Origin of the sequence: Ferruginivarius sediminum, assembly GCF_003344765.1 — a bacterium.
GTDB lineage: Bacteria > Pseudomonadota > Alphaproteobacteria > Kiloniellales > Rhodovibrionaceae > Ferruginivarius > Ferruginivarius sediminum.
This window is the reverse complement of the sequence record NZ_QPMH01000013.1, coordinates 71701-88990: the sequence shown is the minus strand read 5'-3', so window position 1 is coordinate 88990 and position 17290 is coordinate 71701. Positions and strand designations below refer to the sequence as shown.

Genomic DNA, 17290 nt, shown 5'->3' with positions numbered 1-17290 from the left:
CATTCGAACGCTAAAGGCTTGATGCTTAAGGACCGGTAAAGCATCGGCTCGAAGTCCACGCGGCCCTTCGCCTCACTCCGCCGCGTGCGGCAGTTGTGGCGCCTCGCTACCGGTGGAGACGGGCGGCTGGGCCATCTCCCGGCCCTTTCGCCGATCCCGCCAAGCCGCGACGTTCGCCCGGAACATCAGGGCGCAGGGCGTGATGATCAGCGTTAGCACCGTGGCGAAGGTGAGGCCGAATACGATGGCGGTGGAAAGCTGACGCCACAGCTCGGTCGAGGGCGCGCCGGTCTGGACAAGCCGGTTCAGGAAGTCGATGTTGGTGCCCAGGACCATCGGCATCAGCCCCAGGATCGTGGTGATCGTGGTCAGCCCCACCGGACGTAGGCGCTGGGCGCCGGTGCGCAGGATCGCCTGCAGGACGTCCGGTTCGTGCTTGCGCAGGCGGTCGAAGGTATCGATCAGCACGATGTTGTTGTTCACCACGATGCCGGCCAGGGCGATCACCCCGATCCCGGTCATGACGATGCCGAACGGCTGGTTTGTTACCAACAGGCCCGTCATCACGCCGATAGTGGAAAGCACCACGGCCGAGAGGATCAGGAAGGCGCTGTAGAAAGAATTGAACTGCGTCACCAGGATGATCGCCATCAGGAAGAGGGCGACGACGAAGGCCTTGGTGAGGAAGCTCGCCGCCTCCTTCTGTTCCTCCTCCTCGCCCTTGAAGGCGATGTCCACCCCGCGCGGCAGATCCCGCGTATCGAGCCACCCCTGAAGGTCCCGAACCTTGTCGTCGGCAAGAACACCCGGCGGCACGTCCGCCTTGATCGTCAGCACGCGCCGGCTGTCCGTGCGGCGAATCAGGTTCGTCCTGTGCTCCGGGCGCCTCTCGACGAAATTCGAGGCGGGAATGTTGCCGCTGCCGGTCTCCATGCGGATTTGATCCAGGCGGTCCAGGCTGCGCTGACTTTCGGGGAAGCGCACGACGATGTCGATCTCCTCGTCGGCGTCGCTTACCCGGTATTCGCCCAGTTTCAGGCCGTTCGTCATCATCTGCACGTAACTGCCGAGCAGCGAGACGTCGGCGCCGAACTTGGCAGCCTGCGCGCGGTCGACCTCAAGCTCCCATTCGATGCCGGGAATCGGTCGACTGTCCTCGATGTTGGTGTATTCGCCATCGCGGCGCATGCGCTCGACGATTTCGCCGACGACGGGAGCAAGTTGGTCGGGATCGTTCGCGGCGACCTCGATCTGGATCGGCTTGCCGGTCGGCGGTCCCATCTGCTGCTCTTCGGATTCGACGCGGATGCCGGCCAGGTTGGCCGTGCGCTGCTTGATGTCGGCGATGATCTCGCTGGCGGGTCGCCTGTTCCACCAGTCGACGAACTCCAGCGTGATGGTGCCGATGATGTCCTCCGGCTCGTCGCGCTGCTGGCCGGAGAGAAGCTGCGAGCGGGCGTAGATGGCGTGGAACTCCTGCTTTTCCCGATGCAGTTGCAGGACGCGGGATTCCACCTCCTTCACCAGCCGGTCGCGCTGGTGGATCGACAGGTTGCCGCGGCCATGAACCTGCAGGACGGCGTTGTCGGGCTCGACGTCCGGGAAGAACTCCACGCCGCGACCAAATTGCGAATAGGCGTATTGCACGGCGACCAGCATCACGAGCGCGGCGAGGATGACCTTGGCCGGATGGCGCAGGGCGGCGCGTAGAACGCGCAGGTACGCGCCGGTGATGCCGGACAGCCGCGTCAGGTCCCCCGTGCTGCCGGCGGCGATGGCGCGGGCCTTCTCGCTGTCCACGCCGCCGCTGGCAACGCCCCGGCCGGTGATGGAGCCCAGCGTGGGGACGAACACCAGCGCCATCGCCAGCGACGCGGTCAGCGTCGCCAGCAGGGTGATGGGCAGGAACTTCATGAACTCGCCGACGATTCCCGGCCAGAACACCAGCGGCAGGAAGGCCGCCAGTGTCGTCGCCGTCGCGGCGATGATCGGCCAGGCCATGCGTTTGGCGGCCAGGCCATAGGCCTCGTGCGCCGACTTGCCCTCACGCAGTTTCCGGTCGGCGTACTCGACAACGACGATGGCGCCGTCCACCAGCATGCCGACAGCCAGGATCAGGCTGAACAGCACCACCACGTTCACTGTGAGGCCGGCGAGGTAGAGCACCAGGATGCCGGTCAGGAAAGAGCCCGGAATCGCCAGCCCCACGAACCCGGCCGAGCGAACGCCGAGCGCGGCGACGATCACCACCATCACAAGGATAACTGCCGCCAGGACGTTGTTCTGCAGATCGCTCAGCATCGTGCGGATGTTCGCGGACTTGTCCTGGCTGTAGGTGACGCTCACCACGTCCGGCCAGTTCGCCCGGCCTTTCTCCACGGTGGCACGCACTTGCTCGATGGTCTCGATGATGTTCTCGCCGGTGCGCTTGGAGACTTCCAGCGCGATGCCGCGCTCGCCATTGATACGGGCGAAGGTCTCCGGGTCCTTGAAGGTCCGCCGCAGGGTGCCGATGTCGGCGAAGGTCACCGCCGCATCCCCCGATACCTTCACCGGCATGTCCAGTATATCCTGCGGGTCGCTGAACAGCCCCGGCACCTTGATGGCGAATCGGCCTCCCCCGGTGTCGAGCGACCCTGCCGCCACCAGCCGGTTGGAGCGGGAGACGGCCTCCATCACCTGCCGCGCGTCGATGCCGTAGCTTTCCATCACTATCGGATCGACGATCAGCTCGACCAGTTCCTCGCGGTCGCCGGCGATCTCGACGTCGAGGACTGGGGGCAGCGCCTCGATCTCGTCGCGCAGGTCGCGAGCCAGGCTCAGGAGCGCACGCTCCGGCACCTCGCCGGAAAGCGTTACCACCAGGACCGGGAACAGGCTGAGGTTGACCTCGTGGACGGTGGGCTCGTCCGCCTCCTCCGGCAGCTCGGGCTCGGCCAGGTCGACCTTCTCCCGCACGTCCTGCATCGCGGCGTCGGCGTCGAAGCCGGCCTCGAACTCGAGGATGACGTTGGCGCCGCCCTGGTAGGCGATGGAGCGCATCTCGTCCACGCCCTCCACGCTGCGCAACTCCTGCTCCAGGGGCTGCACCAGCAGGCGTTCGGAATCCTCGGGCGAGATGCCCTCGTGATGTACCTGGGCATAGATGACGGGGATGTTGACGTCGGGATCGGCCTCCTTGGGGATGGCGATGTAGGCGTATGTGCCGCCGATCAGCAGCAGAAGCAGCAGCGAGAGGACGGTGCGGCTATGCGTCAGCGCGGCCTCGATCAGCGCCGTCATGGCCGCGCCTCCGGACCGGGCTTGCCGGGCGCATCCTGCGGCAGGTCGAGGGGCGTGCCTTCAAGGCTGTTTACGACGTCGGACTCCTCCACCGGCTCGACCTCTTGACCGACGTTCACGAAGTTCTGGCCGACCGTAATCAGCGTCACCTCGTCTGGTAGTCCCGTGACCCAGACCCCCTCGCGCGTGTCGCTGAGGATATTGACCTCCTGGAAGCGCACGCGGTCCTCTTCGTCTAGATATTTGACGCCCACCATGCCCTGGTCGGTGAGTGTCAGGATCGACGGCGCCAGCAGATGGGCGGGTGCCTGCCTCACGGCCACGCGGAGGCTTGCCGTCACACCGTCACGGGCGCGACGATCGGGGTTCGGTGCCGTCATCTCGACGCCGAACGTGCGTGTATCCTCGTCGGCCTCCGAGGCGATGTAGCTGATCCGGCCCTCGATCCGTTCGCCGGTAATCAGTTCGGCCGTAGCGCTGTCGCCGATATGCAGCATGCCGACATCGCGCTCGCTGACGTCGGCCACGACCTCGATCGGGTCCAGATCGATCAGCCGAAGGATCGGTGCGCCGCCGGTAAGGTAGTCTCCGACTTCGACCATGCGGTCACCGACCTGGCCGGCGAACGGCGCTCGGACCTTGGTGTCGGCCAGCGCGATATCGGCTTTGGACACCGCGGCCATCGCTTCCTCGTAGTAGGCCCTGGCCTCGGCAAGCTGGTTCTGCGCGCGATAGCCCTTTTCGGAAAGCTGCCGCGCGGCTTCCAGTTCGATTCGGCGCTGGTCCAGGCGAGCTCTGGCTTCGGCAAGGCGGGCCGGTTTGTCCTGCGCGTCGATGCGGGCAAGCAGCTCGCCCTTTTCGACCGTGTCCCCCTTGTCGACCAGCAGCTCGACGACGCGGCCGGTGGTTTCCGCTGCGACAGTCACTTTCTTTTCCGCCTTGGTGCGTGCCTGGACGACGAGCGTTTGCGTGTGTTGCTGAACCGTCTGGGTCCGGACGCGGACCTGGGGTATCTGCTGCCGGGCGGCGAGGTGCGCCGCTTCCTTGCGGGCATCGGGCTCGTTCCGGCCGCCGAACTCGCCGGACGCGATCCACAGGACCGCGGCCAGGGCGAAGAAGAACGCCAGGAACCACGAGCCGTACTTGCGCAGACGGGAGAGCATGAGGGTGCGGCCTTTCCCGGGCTATTCCGCTGCCGTATCCGCCGGCACAGCGGCGTCGCGAAGGAGGTCGTCGCGGTGGTCGCATAGGTAATTACGGGCGGCGCGATAGACCGCCAGGCCCAGCCCGTGGACGAAACGCTCCCCTGCGGGATGCTCGCCAAGTTCTTCGCATTCCTCCATGCGGGCCAGGGTTTCGTCGTACCAATGGATGCGCGCGTCGATCAGGCGGGCAAGTTCCTCCGCCGGCAGGAGGTGAGCGAAGAACAGGATGAAGCAGAAATCTGATCGGAACTTGTCGGCGGCCGGCGGGTGGTGCAGCGCCTTTTCCAGCGCGCGGCGGCCGGCGGACGTGATCGAGTAGACTTTTTTGTCCGGGCGCTTGTCCTGCGGCAGTTCGCAATATTCCACCAGGCCGTCGGCGGCCAGACGGCTCAACGCCGGATAGATCGCGCCAAAGCTGGCTTCGTGGATGTGGGCCAGAGGACCTTCCTCGAAGCTCTTCTTGATCTCGTATCCGCTTGCGGCGCCGCGGTTCAGCACGCCAAGGCAAAGGGTCTGCGTGTCCATCGGTCTCAATTCCAGTCCAAAGATACTGTCAGTATATATCGTTTCGATATAAGGCGTGCCAGCATATATTTGTCCGATATACCGCGACGCAGCGTCGCAGATGGTGCGTGGCTCTGCACGGCGGGATCGGCGGCGTCGCAAAACGAGTGACTGGCAGCGTCTCTTGAAGCGATCTTGGGCGCGGCGACGAAAAGAAAAGGGGCCCGACCCCTTGGGCCGGACCCCTTCGCTCCCAGATGGTGCGATTGGGCCGAGGTTACTCGATCTCGCCCGTCGCCCAGTAGTGAACCCGCTTCGGGTTGTTCTCGATGTACTTCGACACGGCCTCTTCATAAGAGGTCTCCTGTGCGTCGTACATCGCCGCCTGCAGGTCGTTCAGCGGGATCCACATGCGGGACAGGGTCATCGCGGCGTCGATGTTCTCCTGATAGAAGCCCTGCCGCGCGACCGCGTGGATGCGCTCGAAGCTGCCGAGCACGCCCTTCGGGTCCTCAAGATAGCGCAGGTCCCACTTGCCGAACTTCCAGTGCGGGCTCCAGCCGGTGACCACGATCCAATTGTTACGCTTGACCGCCCGGTCGAGCGCGGCTGTCATACCAGCACCGCTGGAGGTCTGGAGGTTGTAGCCGTCCAGGCCGTACTCCTCGACCGCCTTCTTGGAGAGGCGGGTGAGGCCGGCGCCCGGATCGATGCCGACGATGGTGCCATCCAGCTTCTCGCGGACGTCGTCGTTCTTCAGGTCCGCGATGGAGTTGAGCTGATCCTTCGGGATGTAGTTCGGCACCACCCAGCCAAGGCGGGCGTGGTCATAAAGGATGCCAAGCGACACAACCTTGTCGCCGACCTTGTCCCAGTAGTCGGAGTGGGTGCCCGGCAGCCAGGACATCAGCATGACGTCGATGTCGCCCTGGGACACGCCCTGATACTGCGGGGCGATGTCGGTCTGGATCAGCTCGACCTCCTCGCCCACGCGATTTTCAAGGATCTGCTGGGCCAGCTTGGTGACGAACTCGGCGTCGGACCACGCGGTCCAGCCGATCTTCACCTTCGCCGCGGCCGGTGTAGCCACAAGCGCGGCGGCGGCCGCTGCCGCAACGAATGTCTTCTTCAGACTCAGCATTTGAGGGTCCTCCTCTTTGCTTTCCTCGCGTCTTCCCCCGCCAAGGTCCCTGGCAAGGGTGCGATCGCGCCGTTGGCCGGCGCGTTATAATGGCGCGACGTCCCGCTTTCTCAGCAAGGGGGCGCCACCCCTCAAGTCGTTCGTGCGTGTTCTTCGCCTTTCTCCTCACCTGCCGCGGGGTGCCCGCGCAGCGTGCGCATGAGCCGTCGGAACAGGCTTTCACCCTGCCCGATGTGGCCGAAACTCTGCGTGATGCGGTCCAGCATGATCGCCACGATCACAACACCGAGGCCGCCCTCGAAGCCAAGGCCGATGTTCAGGCGCTGAATGCCGGTCAGGACGGTATTGCCCAGGCCGCCCGCGCCGATCATCGAGGCGATGACCACCATCGACAGCGCCAGCATGATGGTCTGGTTCACCCCGGCCATGATCGACGGCAGCGCCAATGGAAGCTGGACCTTCATCAGAAGCTGCCGGTCGGTGCAGCCGAAGGCGAGGCCCGCCTCCACGTTCTCGTGGCTGACCTGACGGATGCCCAGATTTGTCAGGCGCACCGACGGCGGCATGGCGAAGATCACCGTGGCGATGGTTCCCGGGACCTTACCCAGGCCGAAGAACATGGCCGCCGGGATCAGGTAAACGAATGGCGGCATGGTCTGCATGAAGTCCAGGATCGGCCTGACGACCGCCTCGACCGTGTCGCTCTTGGCCATCGCAATGCCGACTGGGAAGCCCAGGATCAAGGCGACGAAACTGGCGGCGACGACCAGCGCCATCGTCGATACCGTCTCCTGCCACAGGTTCATCCCCATGATCACGAAGAGCGAGACCGCGGCGAAAATGGCGAAGCGCCATCCGACCCGCCAGAGGCTCAGCAGGACCAGGAGGGCTGTAAGGATCAGTGGGTGTATCCAGAGCAGCGTGTTCTCGAAACTCTCCGACACGAAGCCAATGGCGGCCGCGATGGCGTCCAGTAGCGGCTGGAAGTTGATCAGGATGAAGTCGACGATCGCCTCAACCCAATCGCCGATCGGGATCCGCAATGCTTTAATGGTTTCCATTGTTCAGCTCGCCCTGTCCAGGGTTTGTAGCAGCGCGGTCTTGGAGATCGCGCCGATATACTTTTTGTTCCCGTCCAAAACCGGGATCGGATAGGCGCTGTTCGCAACCTGGTGGAGCACGTCCGACAGACCCATGTCCCCGGTGACGGGCTCGACATCCTTGAGGAACGCGCTTTGGATCTTGCCATCGCCATTCTTCGCCTCGGCAAGGCTGCTGGCAGACACCATGCCTTCATAGTGCTGGTGCTTGTCGAGGACGATGGCGACGTCGCGGTCCTTGCCGCGCATGGCCTGGATGGCTGAATTCAGGTCGCTGCCCGGCCGCTCGATCACCGTGAGCTGCTGCTTGCGCGCGATGTCGCCGGCGGTGAACACCTGTGTGACGTCCACGCCCTTGAAGAAGGAGCTGACGTATTCGTCGGCCGGTTTGGTTACGATTTCTTCCGGCGTGCCGATCTGCACGATCCTGCCGTCTTCCATGACCGCGATGCGGTCGCCGATGCGCATCGCCTCGTCCAGGTCGTGGGTGATGAAGATGACGGTGCGCTGGCTCTCCGACTGCAGGCGCAGGAGTTCATCCTGCATCTCCGTGCGAATGAGCGGGTCGAGAGCCGAGAACGCCTCGTCCATCAGCATGATGGAAGGATCGTTGGACAACGCGCGGGCAAGGCCCACACGCTGCTTCATACCGCCGGAGAGCTCGTCCGGATAGCTGTGCGCATTGGCCTTCAGACCAACGGCGTCGAGCGACTTCAGCGCCCGCTCGTAACGCGTTTCGCGGTCCACCCCGGCGACCTCGAGCCCGAACGCGGCGTTGTCGATGACGGTCTGATGCGGCATCAGCGCGAACGACTGGAAGACCATCGCCATTTCGCGCCGGCGCAGTTGGATAAGCTCTTCCTTGCTCATCTTGACGATGTCATGGCCGTCGATCTCGATTTTGCCGAAGGTCGGCTCGATCAGACGGTTGAGCATGCGCACCATGGTCGACTTGCCGGAGCCGGACAAGCCCATGACGACGAAGACCTCCCCTTCGTAGACTTCGAAGCTGGCGTCCTGCACGCCGACGGTCATGCCGGTTTCCTCGAAGATCTCGTCCTTGGACTTGCCCTGCTCGATCAGGTCGTAGGCCTCCTGCGGGCGAGGACCGAAAATCTTGTACACTTCGTTGACGACAAGCTTGGTTTTGGCCATCGCGCAGCGAGCCCCCTTCCACACGTTATTTCACCGACCCGGGATGAACCGGTCCGGCGCGACCTTTCGATATTGGAGCGCCGTCCTGGTCATCACGGCACCCTGCCAGCAATAAGGATGGAGTTGGGGGTAGATGGTGCGCCTTGTCAAGCCGTCGCCAACGAAAGTTCTAAGTATGTTCGCAATGTCGGCGCCTGATCCCCTTGCCTGATGTATTTGTGGGGTTGGAGTTCGCTTCGAGATTGATAATAGATCCGTCATATTATATAATAACGGCTTGGTTGTATAATATCGTTATACTATAAAGTTCAGGAGGATTGCGGGATTTGGGTCGGACGGCAGTAATGGGGTGGGCTGCGGTATCAAGTGCGGTCCAATGACCGGCACCAGCGAATGAAAACACTTGAGCCACCCCGTCTCATCCCATCGTACGCTGCGTTGATCGATCACCTGTGCTTAGGCCAAACAGTCCATTGTGCGTCAACTATATGATTGCGGCCCGGCTGCGCCGAATTTCCTGCGAAAAATGTCAAACCCGGCCGCAATGCACGGCGGTCGACCGGCGATATCCTCTATATGGACAGAGAAACGTGTGGGGCCACGGCAGGCTTGGCTGTAACCTACGTAGCGAAGGGTGATCGTTGCAGCGGCGCCGTGGCTCCGCGGAGGATGAATGAGCGACCTCGATCTCGCCGTTATCGGCAACTGCGCGTTCGCCGCGCTTCTGGATCGATCGGCCCGGATCGTCTGGAGTTGCCTGCCACGATTCGATGGCGATCCGGTGTTCTGCGCGTTGCTGGATAACCACCACGGTGCCGAGCGCGGCTTCTGGGACGTCGAACTGCAGGATTTCTCCCACGCCGAGCAGCGCTATCGCCGCAACTCCGCGGTGGTCGAGACTGTCCTGTACGACCGCAGTGGGAATGCCGTCGAGATCATCGATTTCGCACCGCGCTTCAAGCAGTTCGACCGCACCTTCCGCCCGCCCGTGTTCGTGCGCCGGATCCGCCCCTTCGCGGGTGCGCCAAGGGTACGCTTTCGCCTGCGGCCCGCCTGCGGCTACGGCAGCGGGACGCCGGAGGTGACGCGCGGCAGCAACCACATCCGCTTCGTGATGCCGGCGATGACGCTGCGCCTGACGACGGACGCGCCGCCGACCTACATCCTGGAAGAGACAGCCCACGTGCTCGAGCAGCCGGTCACCATGGTGCTGGGACCGGACGAAAGCCTGACCGAGCCGGTGGCGGAGATCGGCCGGCGGTTCTTCGAAAAGACCGACGCCTACTGGCGCGAGTGGACGCGTTTCCTGGCGCTGCCGTTCGAGTGGCAGGACGCGGTGATCCGTGCGGCCATCACGCTGAAGCTGTGCAGCTTCGAGGAAACCGGCGCGGTCATCGCGGCGCTGACGACCTCGATTCCCGAGGCGCCGCACTCGGGCCGCAATTGGGATTACCGATTCTGCTGGCTGCGCGACTCGTTCTTCGTGGTGCATGCGCTCAACCGTCTGGGCGCGACGCGCACGATGGAGAGCTACCTCAGCTATATCACCAACATCGTGGTGGAAAGCGGTGGGGGACCGCTTCAGCCGGTGTTCGGGATCGCCCTGGAAACCCGCCTGGATGAGCGGGAAGAGCCGGGATTGGCCGGTTACCGCGGCATGGGGCCGGTCCGCGTGGGCAACGACGCCTATACCCAGGTTCAGAACGACGGCTATGGCGCGGTGGTGCTGGCGACCGCCCAATCGTTCTTCGATCGGCGTCTCAGCCGGCCCGGCGACGAGGCCTTCTTCCAGCGCCTGGAGCGGCTGGGCCAGAAGGCGGTCGAGCTTTGGAACGTGCCCGATGCAGGTATGTGGGAGTTGCGCACGCGTCAGCAGGTGCACACCTTCTCTGCCGTGATGTGTTGGGCGGCCTGCGACCGACTGGCACGTATCGCGGAGCGTTTGGGTCTGGACAGCCGTGTTGCCTACTGGCGCCACTACGCGGGCGAGATCCGCGAGGAGACGCTGCGCCGGGCATGGAACTCGGAGATGGGCAGCTTCGTTGCTTGCTTCGAGGGCCAGGAGATCGACGCGAGCTTGCTGTTGCTGCCGGAACTCGGATTCCTGCCGGCCGACGACCCACGCTTTCTGGGAACGCTGGCGTGCGCCGAACGCTATCTTCGTTCCGGCGATCATGTCTTCCGCTATGCCGCGCCCGACGATTTCGGCGAGCCCGAGACCGCGTTCAACGTCTGCACCTTCTGGTACATCGACGCCCTGGCGGCCGTCGGCCGCACTGAGGAAGCGCGCGAACTGTTCGAGCGGATGCTGGCGGCGCGCAACCACCTGGGCCTGCTTTCCGAGGACCTCGATCCTGACAGCGGCGAGCTGTGGGGCAACTTCCCGCAGACCTATTCGATGGTTGGGCTGATCAACTCGGCGCTGCGCCTCAGCCGGCCCTGGGAGGAGGCGTTTTGACGCGTCTGGTCGTCGTCTCCAACCGTGTGACATCACCGCGTCAGGCGCGCTCGGGCGCGCAAGGCGGCCTTGCGGTGGCGGTGCAGGCAGCGCTGGAGGATTGGGGCGGCGTCTGGTTCGGCTGGAGCGGCGAGCTACGCGATACTGGGGCCGAGGAACCCACGGTGTTCCGCTCAGGCCAGGTAACCTACGCGACCGTCGATCTCAGCAGCCAGGATTACGAGGAGTATTACAACGGCTTCGCCAACCGCACGCTGTGGCCGCTGTTCCACTACCGGCTCGACCTGACGGAGTTCAGCCGCCGCACGCTCTCCGGCTACCAGCGTGTGAATCAACTCTTTGCAGAGAGGCTGCGGCCGCTGTTGCGCGACGACGATCTGATCTGGGTCCATGACTATCATCTTATCCCACTGGCCGAGCAGCTTCGCCATGCCGGGTGCCGGCAGCGGATGGGCTTTTTCCTGCACATTCCGTGGCCGGCCCTGGAAGTGTTTCTGGCATTGCCGAACCACCGGGAGATCGTGCACGCCCTCTGCGCCTACGACTTGGTCGGTTTCCAGACTGACAACGACGTGCGCGGCTTTGTAAACTATATCAAGCTGGAGGCTGGCGGCGAGGTCGATCCCGACGGGACGGTCAGGGCGTTCGGCCGCCGCCTGCGGGTCGCGGCGTTTCCAATTTCCATCGACACCGCGCGGCTTGCCGGATTCGCGCGGGAAGCGGTATTCGCGCGCCAGACGGTGCGGCTGCGCGAATCCCTGCGCGGGCGCAAGCTCATGATCGGCGTGGACCGGCTGGACTACTCCAAGGGCCTGCCGCAGCGCTTCCGGGGGTACGAGCAGCTTCTGGAGCACTATCCCGAGAACCGCGGGCGCGTCGTCTTCCTGCAGATCGCGCCGCCCTCGCGCCAGGATGTGCCGGAATACCTGCAGATCCGCCGGCAGCTTGAGGCGACGGCGGGTCACGTCAACGGCGCGTATGCCGAGTTCGACTGGATGCCGCTGCGCTACCTCAACACCGGGTTCAGCCGGCGTATCCTGGCCGGCTTCCTGCGCCTTGCCACGGTCGGCGTGGTGACCCCGTTGCGGGACGGGATGAATCTTGTCGCCAAGGAGTACGTCGCCGCGCAGAACCCGAAGGATCCCGGCGTTCTGCTGCTGTCCCGCTTTGCCGGTGCGTCGGCGGAACTCGATGGGGCGGTGCCGGTGAATCCCTATGACGTCGAGGGTACGGCCGGTGCGATGCAGGCAGCCCTTTCCATGCCTTTGGAGGAGCGTCGCGAGCGCTGGGAAAGCATGTATCGGCGCCTGGAAACGCATGACGTCGACTACTGGCGCGGCGCGTTCCTGGATGCGCTTTCCGCCATGGAACCGGCGGCGTGTGAGTAGCGCATGTCCGGCGTTTCGCGCACGATTCTGCTGGGCGACATCGGCGGCACCAACGCGCGTTTCGCGCTGCTGTCAGACGGTGCGCCCTCTCATCAGTACCGTCAGCGCACGAACGATCATCGCGACCCTGAGAGCGCCGTTCGTGCTTACCTTGATGCAACCGGCGCACCGCTGCCCTCGATTGCAGTGATGGCGGTCGCCGGTCCGGTGCGCGACGGCCGTGCCCGACTGACCAACGCCGCCTGGACGTTCGATCCGGACAAGATCGAAGACGAACTGGGCATCGGCCGCGTTGTGGTGGTCAATGACTTCGCGGCACAGGCCTGGGCATTGGCGGAACTGGCTGACAAGGACGTGCGTCCAATCGGTACGGGCGCGGAGGTGGAAACGGCGCCCAGATTGGTCATCGGGGCGGGGACCGGTCTGGGCGCGGCCGCCTACATGCCGGCCGACGCGGGCATGGGTGAGCGGGTGGTGACGGGCGAGGCCGGGCACGCGACGCTGGCTGCGGCCGATGACGGACAGGAAGCGGTGCTGCGTCCGCTGCGGCTGAGCTATGGCCGCGTGTCGGCGGAACGTGTGCTGTCTGGGCCGGGGCTTGCCGCGCTGGCCGGGGCCGTGGCTGAGATGCATGGCAAGGATGCGCCCGGCACGACGCCAGAGGCCGTGCTGGCGGCCGCCCGCGCGGGCGATACGGTCGCCGGAGAGGCGGTAGCGCTGTTTCGCGCCTTCATGGGTGCGTTCGCCGGCGACTTGGCGCTGGTCTTCGGTGCCTGGGGCGGCGTTTACCTGAGTGGCGGGCTGGTGCGGGCGATGGAGGCGGAGCTTGACGCCCCAGCATTCCGCGAGGCCTTCGAGGCGAAGGGGCGGTTCCGAGAGGCGGTGGCCGCCGTTCCCGCGTGGATCGTCACGCATCCCGACCCGGCGTTTCTCGGTCTTGCCAGACTGGCGCGCCGGCTTGGCGATTGAGTTGGCGGCTCTTGCGCATGTGCAGGGTTTATCCGAACTTCGGGCCGTGATGATGATCGTCCGAGTCCTCCGCCATCTTCTTCTTGTCGCCGCCCTTGCCGTCGCGTTGCCGGCCTATGCCCAGACGGAGGCCGAGGGCGATCCGCTGGTCCGCGATATTCAGCAGGGCCTGAAGGAACTTGGATACGAGGTCAGGGTGGTGGATGGCCTTTACGGCCCGAATACGCGCAGCGCCATCGAGGCATTCCAGACCAAGCACGACCGCGAAGTCACCGGCGAGGTCAGCGAGACGTTACGCGCGGAGATTCAGCGCCTGTTGTTCCGGCGCTCGCAGGAGGCACGGCGAATCTGGACGCAATCCCGGCTTTACCTGAAAGCTCTTGGCTATACGCCCGGCGACGGCGAGTTCGACAGTCCCGCCGCGCGCCGCGCGCTGGAAGCGTTCGTCGAGGACCACTTCCTGACAGTGGGCAGCGGCTTTTCCGAGACCCTGCACGGCATCATCGCAAGGCGGGCGCGGGCCGACGAGAGGGCGCAGACGCACCTGTGCCACCGTTTCATGCGCGAGAAGGTCTATGACAAAGCTTTGTCGTGGTGCCGGCGGGTGGCGCGCAAGGACAATGTCGAGGCGCAATACCTCGTCGGCTGGATGTACTACTACGGCCGCGGGGCCGAGCAGTCCTATGCCAAGGCCTTCGAGTGGTATCATCGTGCCGCCAGGGCGGGCGACAGCCGGGCGCAGACCTTCGTCGGCCTGATGTACCGCCACGGCCAGGGGGTCGACCGCAATCCGGACGCCGCTCACCACTGGTACCAGCGCGCCGTGGAGTAGCGGCCGCCACCTCGCCTCGCGGCTCAGTCCTCCAGCATCGGCAGCTTCAGGCCGAACTCGCGGGCGCAGGCTTTCGCTTCGTCATAGCCGGCGTCGGCGTGGCGCATCACGCCGGTCGCCGGGTCGTTGGTGAGCACCCGCTCAATCCGTTTCGCCGCCGCATCGCTGCCGTCGCAGACGATCACCATGCCGGAATGCTGGCTGAAGCCCATGCCCACGCCGCCGCCATGGTGCAGGGATACCCAGGTCGCACCCCCGGCGGTGTTAAGCAGGGCGTTCAACAGCGGCCAGTCGCTCACCGCATCGGAACCGTCCAGCATCCCCTCGGTCTCGCGGTTGGGGCTGGCGACGGAACCGCTGTCCAGGTGGTCGCGGCCGATGACGACCGGCGCCGACAATTCGCCGCGCGCGACCATCTCGTTGAAGGCCAGGCCCAGCTTCGCCCGGTTGCCAAGGCCAACCCAGCAGATCCGCGAGGGCAGGCCCTGGAAGTGGATCCGCTCGCGGGCTATGTCGAGCCAGTTGTGCAGGTGGGCGTCGTCGGGGATCAGTTCCTTCACCTTCGCATCGGTGCGGTAGATGTCCTCCGCCTCGCCCGACAGCGCGGCCCAGCGGAACGGCCCGATGCCCCGGCAGAACAGCGGCCGGATATAGGCGGGAACGAAGCCGGGGAAGTCGAAGGCGTGCTCCACCCCCATCTCCAAGGCCATCTGCCGGATGTTGTTGCCGTAGTCCAGCACCGGAATGCCTTGAGCGTAAAAGTCCAGCATGGCGCGCACCTGCACTGCCATCGACTCCTTCGCCGCCCGCGTGACGCCGGCGGGGTCGCGCTCCTGCGCGGTTTCCCACTGGTCCAGCGTCCAGCCGGCGGGCAGGTAGCCGTGTAGCGGGTCATGCGCGCTGGTCTGGTCGGTCACGACGTCGGGATGGACACCGCGGCGCAGCAGCTCCGGGTAGACCTCGGCGGCGTTGCCTTCCAGGCCGATGGAGACCGCGTTGCCAGCCTTCGTAGCCTCCTCGACAAGCTGTAGCGCGTGGTCCAGATGGTCGGCTTTGCGGTCCAGGTAGCCCGTCTCCAGCCGCCGCTCGATGCGGCTCGGCCGACATTCCACCGCCAGCATCGAGGCGCCGGCCATTGTTGCCGCCAACGGCTGCGCACCGCCCATGCCGCCAAGCCCGGCGGTGAGGATCCACTTGCCGGCGAGGTTGCCGCCGAAATGCTTGCGGCCGACCGCGCCGAAGGTTTCGTAAGTGCCCTGGATGATCCCCTGGCTGCCGATATAGATCCAGGAGCCGGCGGTCATCTGGCCGTACATCATCAGGCCAAGCTTATCCAGCTTGTTGAAATGCTCCCAGTCGGCCCAGTGTGGCACCAGATTGGAGTTGGCGATCAGCACGCGCGGCGCGTTGGCGTGCGTGCGGAAGATGCCGACCGGCTTGCCCGACTGCACCAGCAGCGTCTCGTCCTCGTCCAGATCCCGCAGGCACTCGACGATTTTGTCGAAACAGCGCCAGTCGCGCGCGGCCCGACCAATGCCGCCATAGACGACCAGTTCCTCCGGCTTCTCGGCCACTTCCGGGTCAAGGTTGTTCATCAGCATGCGCAGCGGTGCCTCGCTGAGCCAGGACTTGCAGCTCAGCTTGCTTCCGCGTGGCGCCCGGATCTTCCGCGCGTTGTCGAGCCGGTTCAGGTTCGCGGGCCGCTGGTCCGCCATTCGCCGCCTCCCCAGGTTTTCGTTCCGAATCGGACTGTCATACAGCGGGAAGCGGCGATCAAGCCGGATTCACCGCATCCTCACCGGCCACGTCCGATCCATGTCGGCGGGTAGAGAAGGACCAGCAGCGCAATAATCTCGACGCGTCCCGCCACCATGTCCAGGCACAGCAGAAGCTTCAGCCCCGGCGCCAGGTCCGGTGCCGAGATGCCGGCGGACAGGCCGACGGTGCCCAGCGCCGAGACCACCTCGAACAGTGCATCGATCGCCGGTACGCCGGCCAGCAGGAACACCAGCCAGCTTGCGCCCGCCGTCAGCAGGAACATCAGGATGACGGCAAGCGCGCGCTGCAATGCCTCCGGCTCCAGCCGCCGGCCGGTGATGCGAAGGTCGGCGTAGGCGTGCGGGGGCAGGGCGGTGCGCAGCATCGCCAGCCGCAGAAGACCCAGGATGACGAGCAGCCGGATGATCTTGATACCGCCGGCGGTCGAGCCGATGTCGCCGCCGACAAGCATGCTGGCGCTCAAGACCAGCTTCGAGCCCGGGTCGAGCGTGGCGGGTGCGATTGGCTCGAACCCGGTCGTGGACTGGGCCGAGATGGCGAGCAAAGGCCCGCGCAAGGCAGCATCGCTCCAGCTTGCCTGTCCGCTGATCCCAAGCACCAGCACCAGAACCACGCTGAACAGCAGGCAGCATGACAGCAGCGTCAGCAACTCCGTATCGCGCCACGCCTGACGCCAGTGGCGTGTTGTCAGGCGGTGGTACAGCGCGAAGGAGACAGCGCCCAAAAGACCGGCGACGACCAGCACTGCCTGGCCGGCCCAGGGCAGCGCCGCGATGCTCTCCGGATGGCTGGAGAAGCCGGCCGTGGAAACGGCGGTGAATACGTGCAGCAGCGCCTCGAACGGCGCGACGCCGGCGGCCAGCGTCGCCAGCAGTGCGGCGGCGGTCAGGGCGATGTAGACGACGGCCGTGCGGCGCGCGTGTGCCTTGGTGCCGCCGACGATATCGCTGTGGCCGATGCCGCTTTGCGCGAAACGCTTGGAGGCCGCGCCCGGCGGGAACACCAGCGCCAGCCCGACGACCACGATCAGGTAGCCCGCATACCACTGCACCCAGGCGCGGGCGAACAGGAAGCCGTCGCCATAGGCGCTGGCATCGCCTACCGTCGTGAGGCCGGTCGTGGTGATTGCCGAGACGGCCTCGAAAACGGCATCCACTGGCGCGAGGCCGAAGCCCGTCAAGGGCCAGGCGAGGGCAAGCGATGCCGTCAGGAACACCAGCGCGATGACAGCCAGCGCCTCGTTCCACGCCAATTCGGTGGGCGCGCGGTGGCGGGCGGCGGGAACCGCCAGCGCGGCGATGACGGCCAGCACGACCGCCGCCCGCCAAGCAAAGCCGGTTTCGCCTATCGCAAGCGTCACGACCAACGGCACCGCAAGCGCACCCGCCAGCGGCAGCCATAGCTCGGCAAGGTACTTCGCCACCACCGCCGGCCGGGCGGCGCGGATCAGGATGCGGGAGCCGGGCGTGGCCATGGT

At 65.3% G+C, this 17290-nt stretch carries 12 protein-coding genes; 4 read left to right on the top strand and 8 right to left on the bottom strand.

Annotated elements, in window-relative coordinates; all coding sequences use genetic code 11:
* Positions 1-72 precede the first annotated feature (72 nt).
* From DRB17_RS13750 to proV, 6 genes are all read right to left on the bottom strand, one after another.
* Positions 73-3282, bottom strand: coding sequence for an efflux RND transporter permease subunit (locus DRB17_RS13750; protein ID WP_114582796.1), 3210 nt, complete (start codon positions 3280-3282; stop codon positions 73-75).
* Positions 3279-4445: an efflux RND transporter periplasmic adaptor subunit gene (locus DRB17_RS13745; RefSeq protein ID WP_114582795.1), complete on the bottom strand. Its 1167-nt coding sequence runs from the start codon at positions 4443-4445 to the stop codon at positions 3279-3281. The genes DRB17_RS13750 and DRB17_RS13745 overlap by 4 nt, the downstream gene beginning before the upstream one ends.
* Positions 4446-4466: 21 nt before the next feature.
* A complete protein-coding gene (locus DRB17_RS13740; RefSeq protein ID WP_114582794.1) occupies positions 4467-5012 on the bottom strand; it encodes a PadR family transcriptional regulator in 546 nt (181 codons plus the stop codon).
* Positions 5013-5268: 256 nt separating this feature from the next.
* Positions 5269-6132, bottom strand: a complete 864-nt coding sequence (locus DRB17_RS13735; protein WP_114582793.1) for a glycine betaine ABC transporter substrate-binding protein — start codon at positions 6130-6132, stop codon at positions 5269-5271.
* 131 nt (positions 6133-6263) lie between these two features.
* A complete protein-coding gene (locus DRB17_RS13730; protein ID WP_114582792.1) occupies positions 6264-7193 on the bottom strand; it encodes an ABC transporter permease in 930 nt (309 codons plus the stop codon).
* Positions 7194-7196: 3 nt separating this feature from the next.
* On the bottom strand, positions 7197-8387 hold the full coding sequence (gene proV, locus DRB17_RS13725; protein ID WP_114582791.1) for a glycine betaine/L-proline ABC transporter ATP-binding protein ProV: 1191 nt from the start codon (positions 8385-8387) through the stop codon (positions 7197-7199).
* A 673-nt stretch (positions 8388-9060) separates the two neighbouring features.
* On the opposite strand from proV, the gene DRB17_RS13720 reads away from it, so the two are divergent.
* The 4 genes from DRB17_RS13720 to DRB17_RS13705 are packed head-to-tail and all read left to right on the top strand — an operon-like array spanning position 9061 to position 14034.
* Positions 9061-10845, top strand: coding sequence for a glycoside hydrolase family 15 protein (locus DRB17_RS13720; RefSeq protein ID WP_114582790.1), 1785 nt, complete (start codon positions 9061-9063; stop codon positions 10843-10845).
* Complete coding sequence (gene otsA, locus DRB17_RS13715; RefSeq protein ID WP_114582789.1) at positions 10842-12233, top strand: alpha,alpha-trehalose-phosphate synthase (UDP-forming); 1392 nt, start codon at positions 10842-10844, stop codon at positions 12231-12233. Before DRB17_RS13720 ends, otsA begins: the two co-directional genes overlap by 4 nt.
* A 3-nt stretch (positions 12234-12236) precedes the next feature.
* Complete coding sequence (locus tag DRB17_RS13710) at positions 12237-13202, top strand: glucokinase (RefSeq protein WP_114582788.1); 966 nt, start codon at positions 12237-12239, stop codon at positions 13200-13202.
* Positions 13203-13251: 49 nt separating this feature from the next.
* Positions 13252-14034: a peptidoglycan-binding protein gene (locus DRB17_RS13705; RefSeq protein ID WP_114582787.1), complete on the top strand. Its 783-nt coding sequence runs from the start codon at positions 13252-13254 to the stop codon at positions 14032-14034.
* A gap of 23 nt (positions 14035-14057) precedes the next feature.
* On the opposite strand, the gene hutU is transcribed toward DRB17_RS13705, so the two are convergent.
* Together hutU and DRB17_RS13695 are read right to left on the bottom strand one after the other, a co-directional pair.
* The gene (gene hutU, locus DRB17_RS13700) at positions 14058-15749 is read right to left on the bottom strand and encodes a urocanate hydratase (protein WP_114582786.1); all 1692 of its coding nucleotides are present in this window, start codon (positions 15747-15749) and stop codon (positions 14058-14060) included.
* A gap of 80 nt (positions 15750-15829) precedes the next feature.
* The gene (locus DRB17_RS13695; RefSeq protein WP_114582785.1) at positions 15830-17287 is read right to left on the bottom strand and encodes a TrkH family potassium uptake protein; all 1458 of its coding nucleotides are present in this window, start codon (positions 17285-17287) and stop codon (positions 15830-15832) included.
* Positions 17288-17290 lie beyond the last annotated feature (3 nt).

Excerpts from the sequence above, each read along its gene's own strand:
- DRB17_RS13750 (WP_114582796.1), bottom strand. The coding sequence starts at position 3,282 with ATGACGGCGCTGATCGAGGCCGCGCTGACGCATAGCCGCACCGTCCTC.
- DRB17_RS13745 (WP_114582795.1), bottom strand. The coding sequence starts at position 4,445 with ATGCTCTCCCGTCTGCGCAAGTACGGCTCGTGGTTCCTGGCGTTCTTC.
- DRB17_RS13740 (WP_114582794.1), bottom strand. The coding sequence starts at position 5,012 with ATGGACACGCAGACCCTTTGCCTTGGCGTGCTGAACCGCGGCGCCGCA.
- DRB17_RS13735 (WP_114582793.1), bottom strand. The coding sequence starts at position 6,132 with ATGCTGAGTCTGAAGAAGACATTCGTTGCGGCAGCGGCCGCCGCCGCG.
- DRB17_RS13730 (WP_114582792.1), bottom strand. The coding sequence starts at position 7,193 with ATGGAAACCATTAAAGCATTGCGGATCCCGATCGGCGATTGGGTTGAG.
- proV (WP_114582791.1), bottom strand. The coding sequence starts at position 8,387 with ATGGCCAAAACCAAGCTTGTCGTCAACGAAGTGTACAAGATTTTCGGT.
- DRB17_RS13720 (WP_114582790.1), top strand. The coding sequence starts at position 9,061 with ATGAGCGACCTCGATCTCGCCGTTATCGGCAACTGCGCGTTCGCCGCG.
- DRB17_RS13710 (WP_114582788.1), top strand. The coding sequence starts at position 12,237 with ATGTCCGGCGTTTCGCGCACGATTCTGCTGGGCGACATCGGCGGCACC.
- DRB17_RS13705 (WP_114582787.1), top strand. The coding sequence starts at position 13,252 with ATGATGATCGTCCGAGTCCTCCGCCATCTTCTTCTTGTCGCCGCCCTT.
- hutU (WP_114582786.1), bottom strand. The coding sequence starts at position 15,749 with ATGGCGGACCAGCGGCCCGCGAACCTGAACCGGCTCGACAACGCGCGG.
- DRB17_RS13695 (WP_114582785.1), bottom strand. The coding sequence starts at position 17,287 with ATGGCCACGCCCGGCTCCCGCATCCTGATCCGCGCCGCCCGGCCGGCG.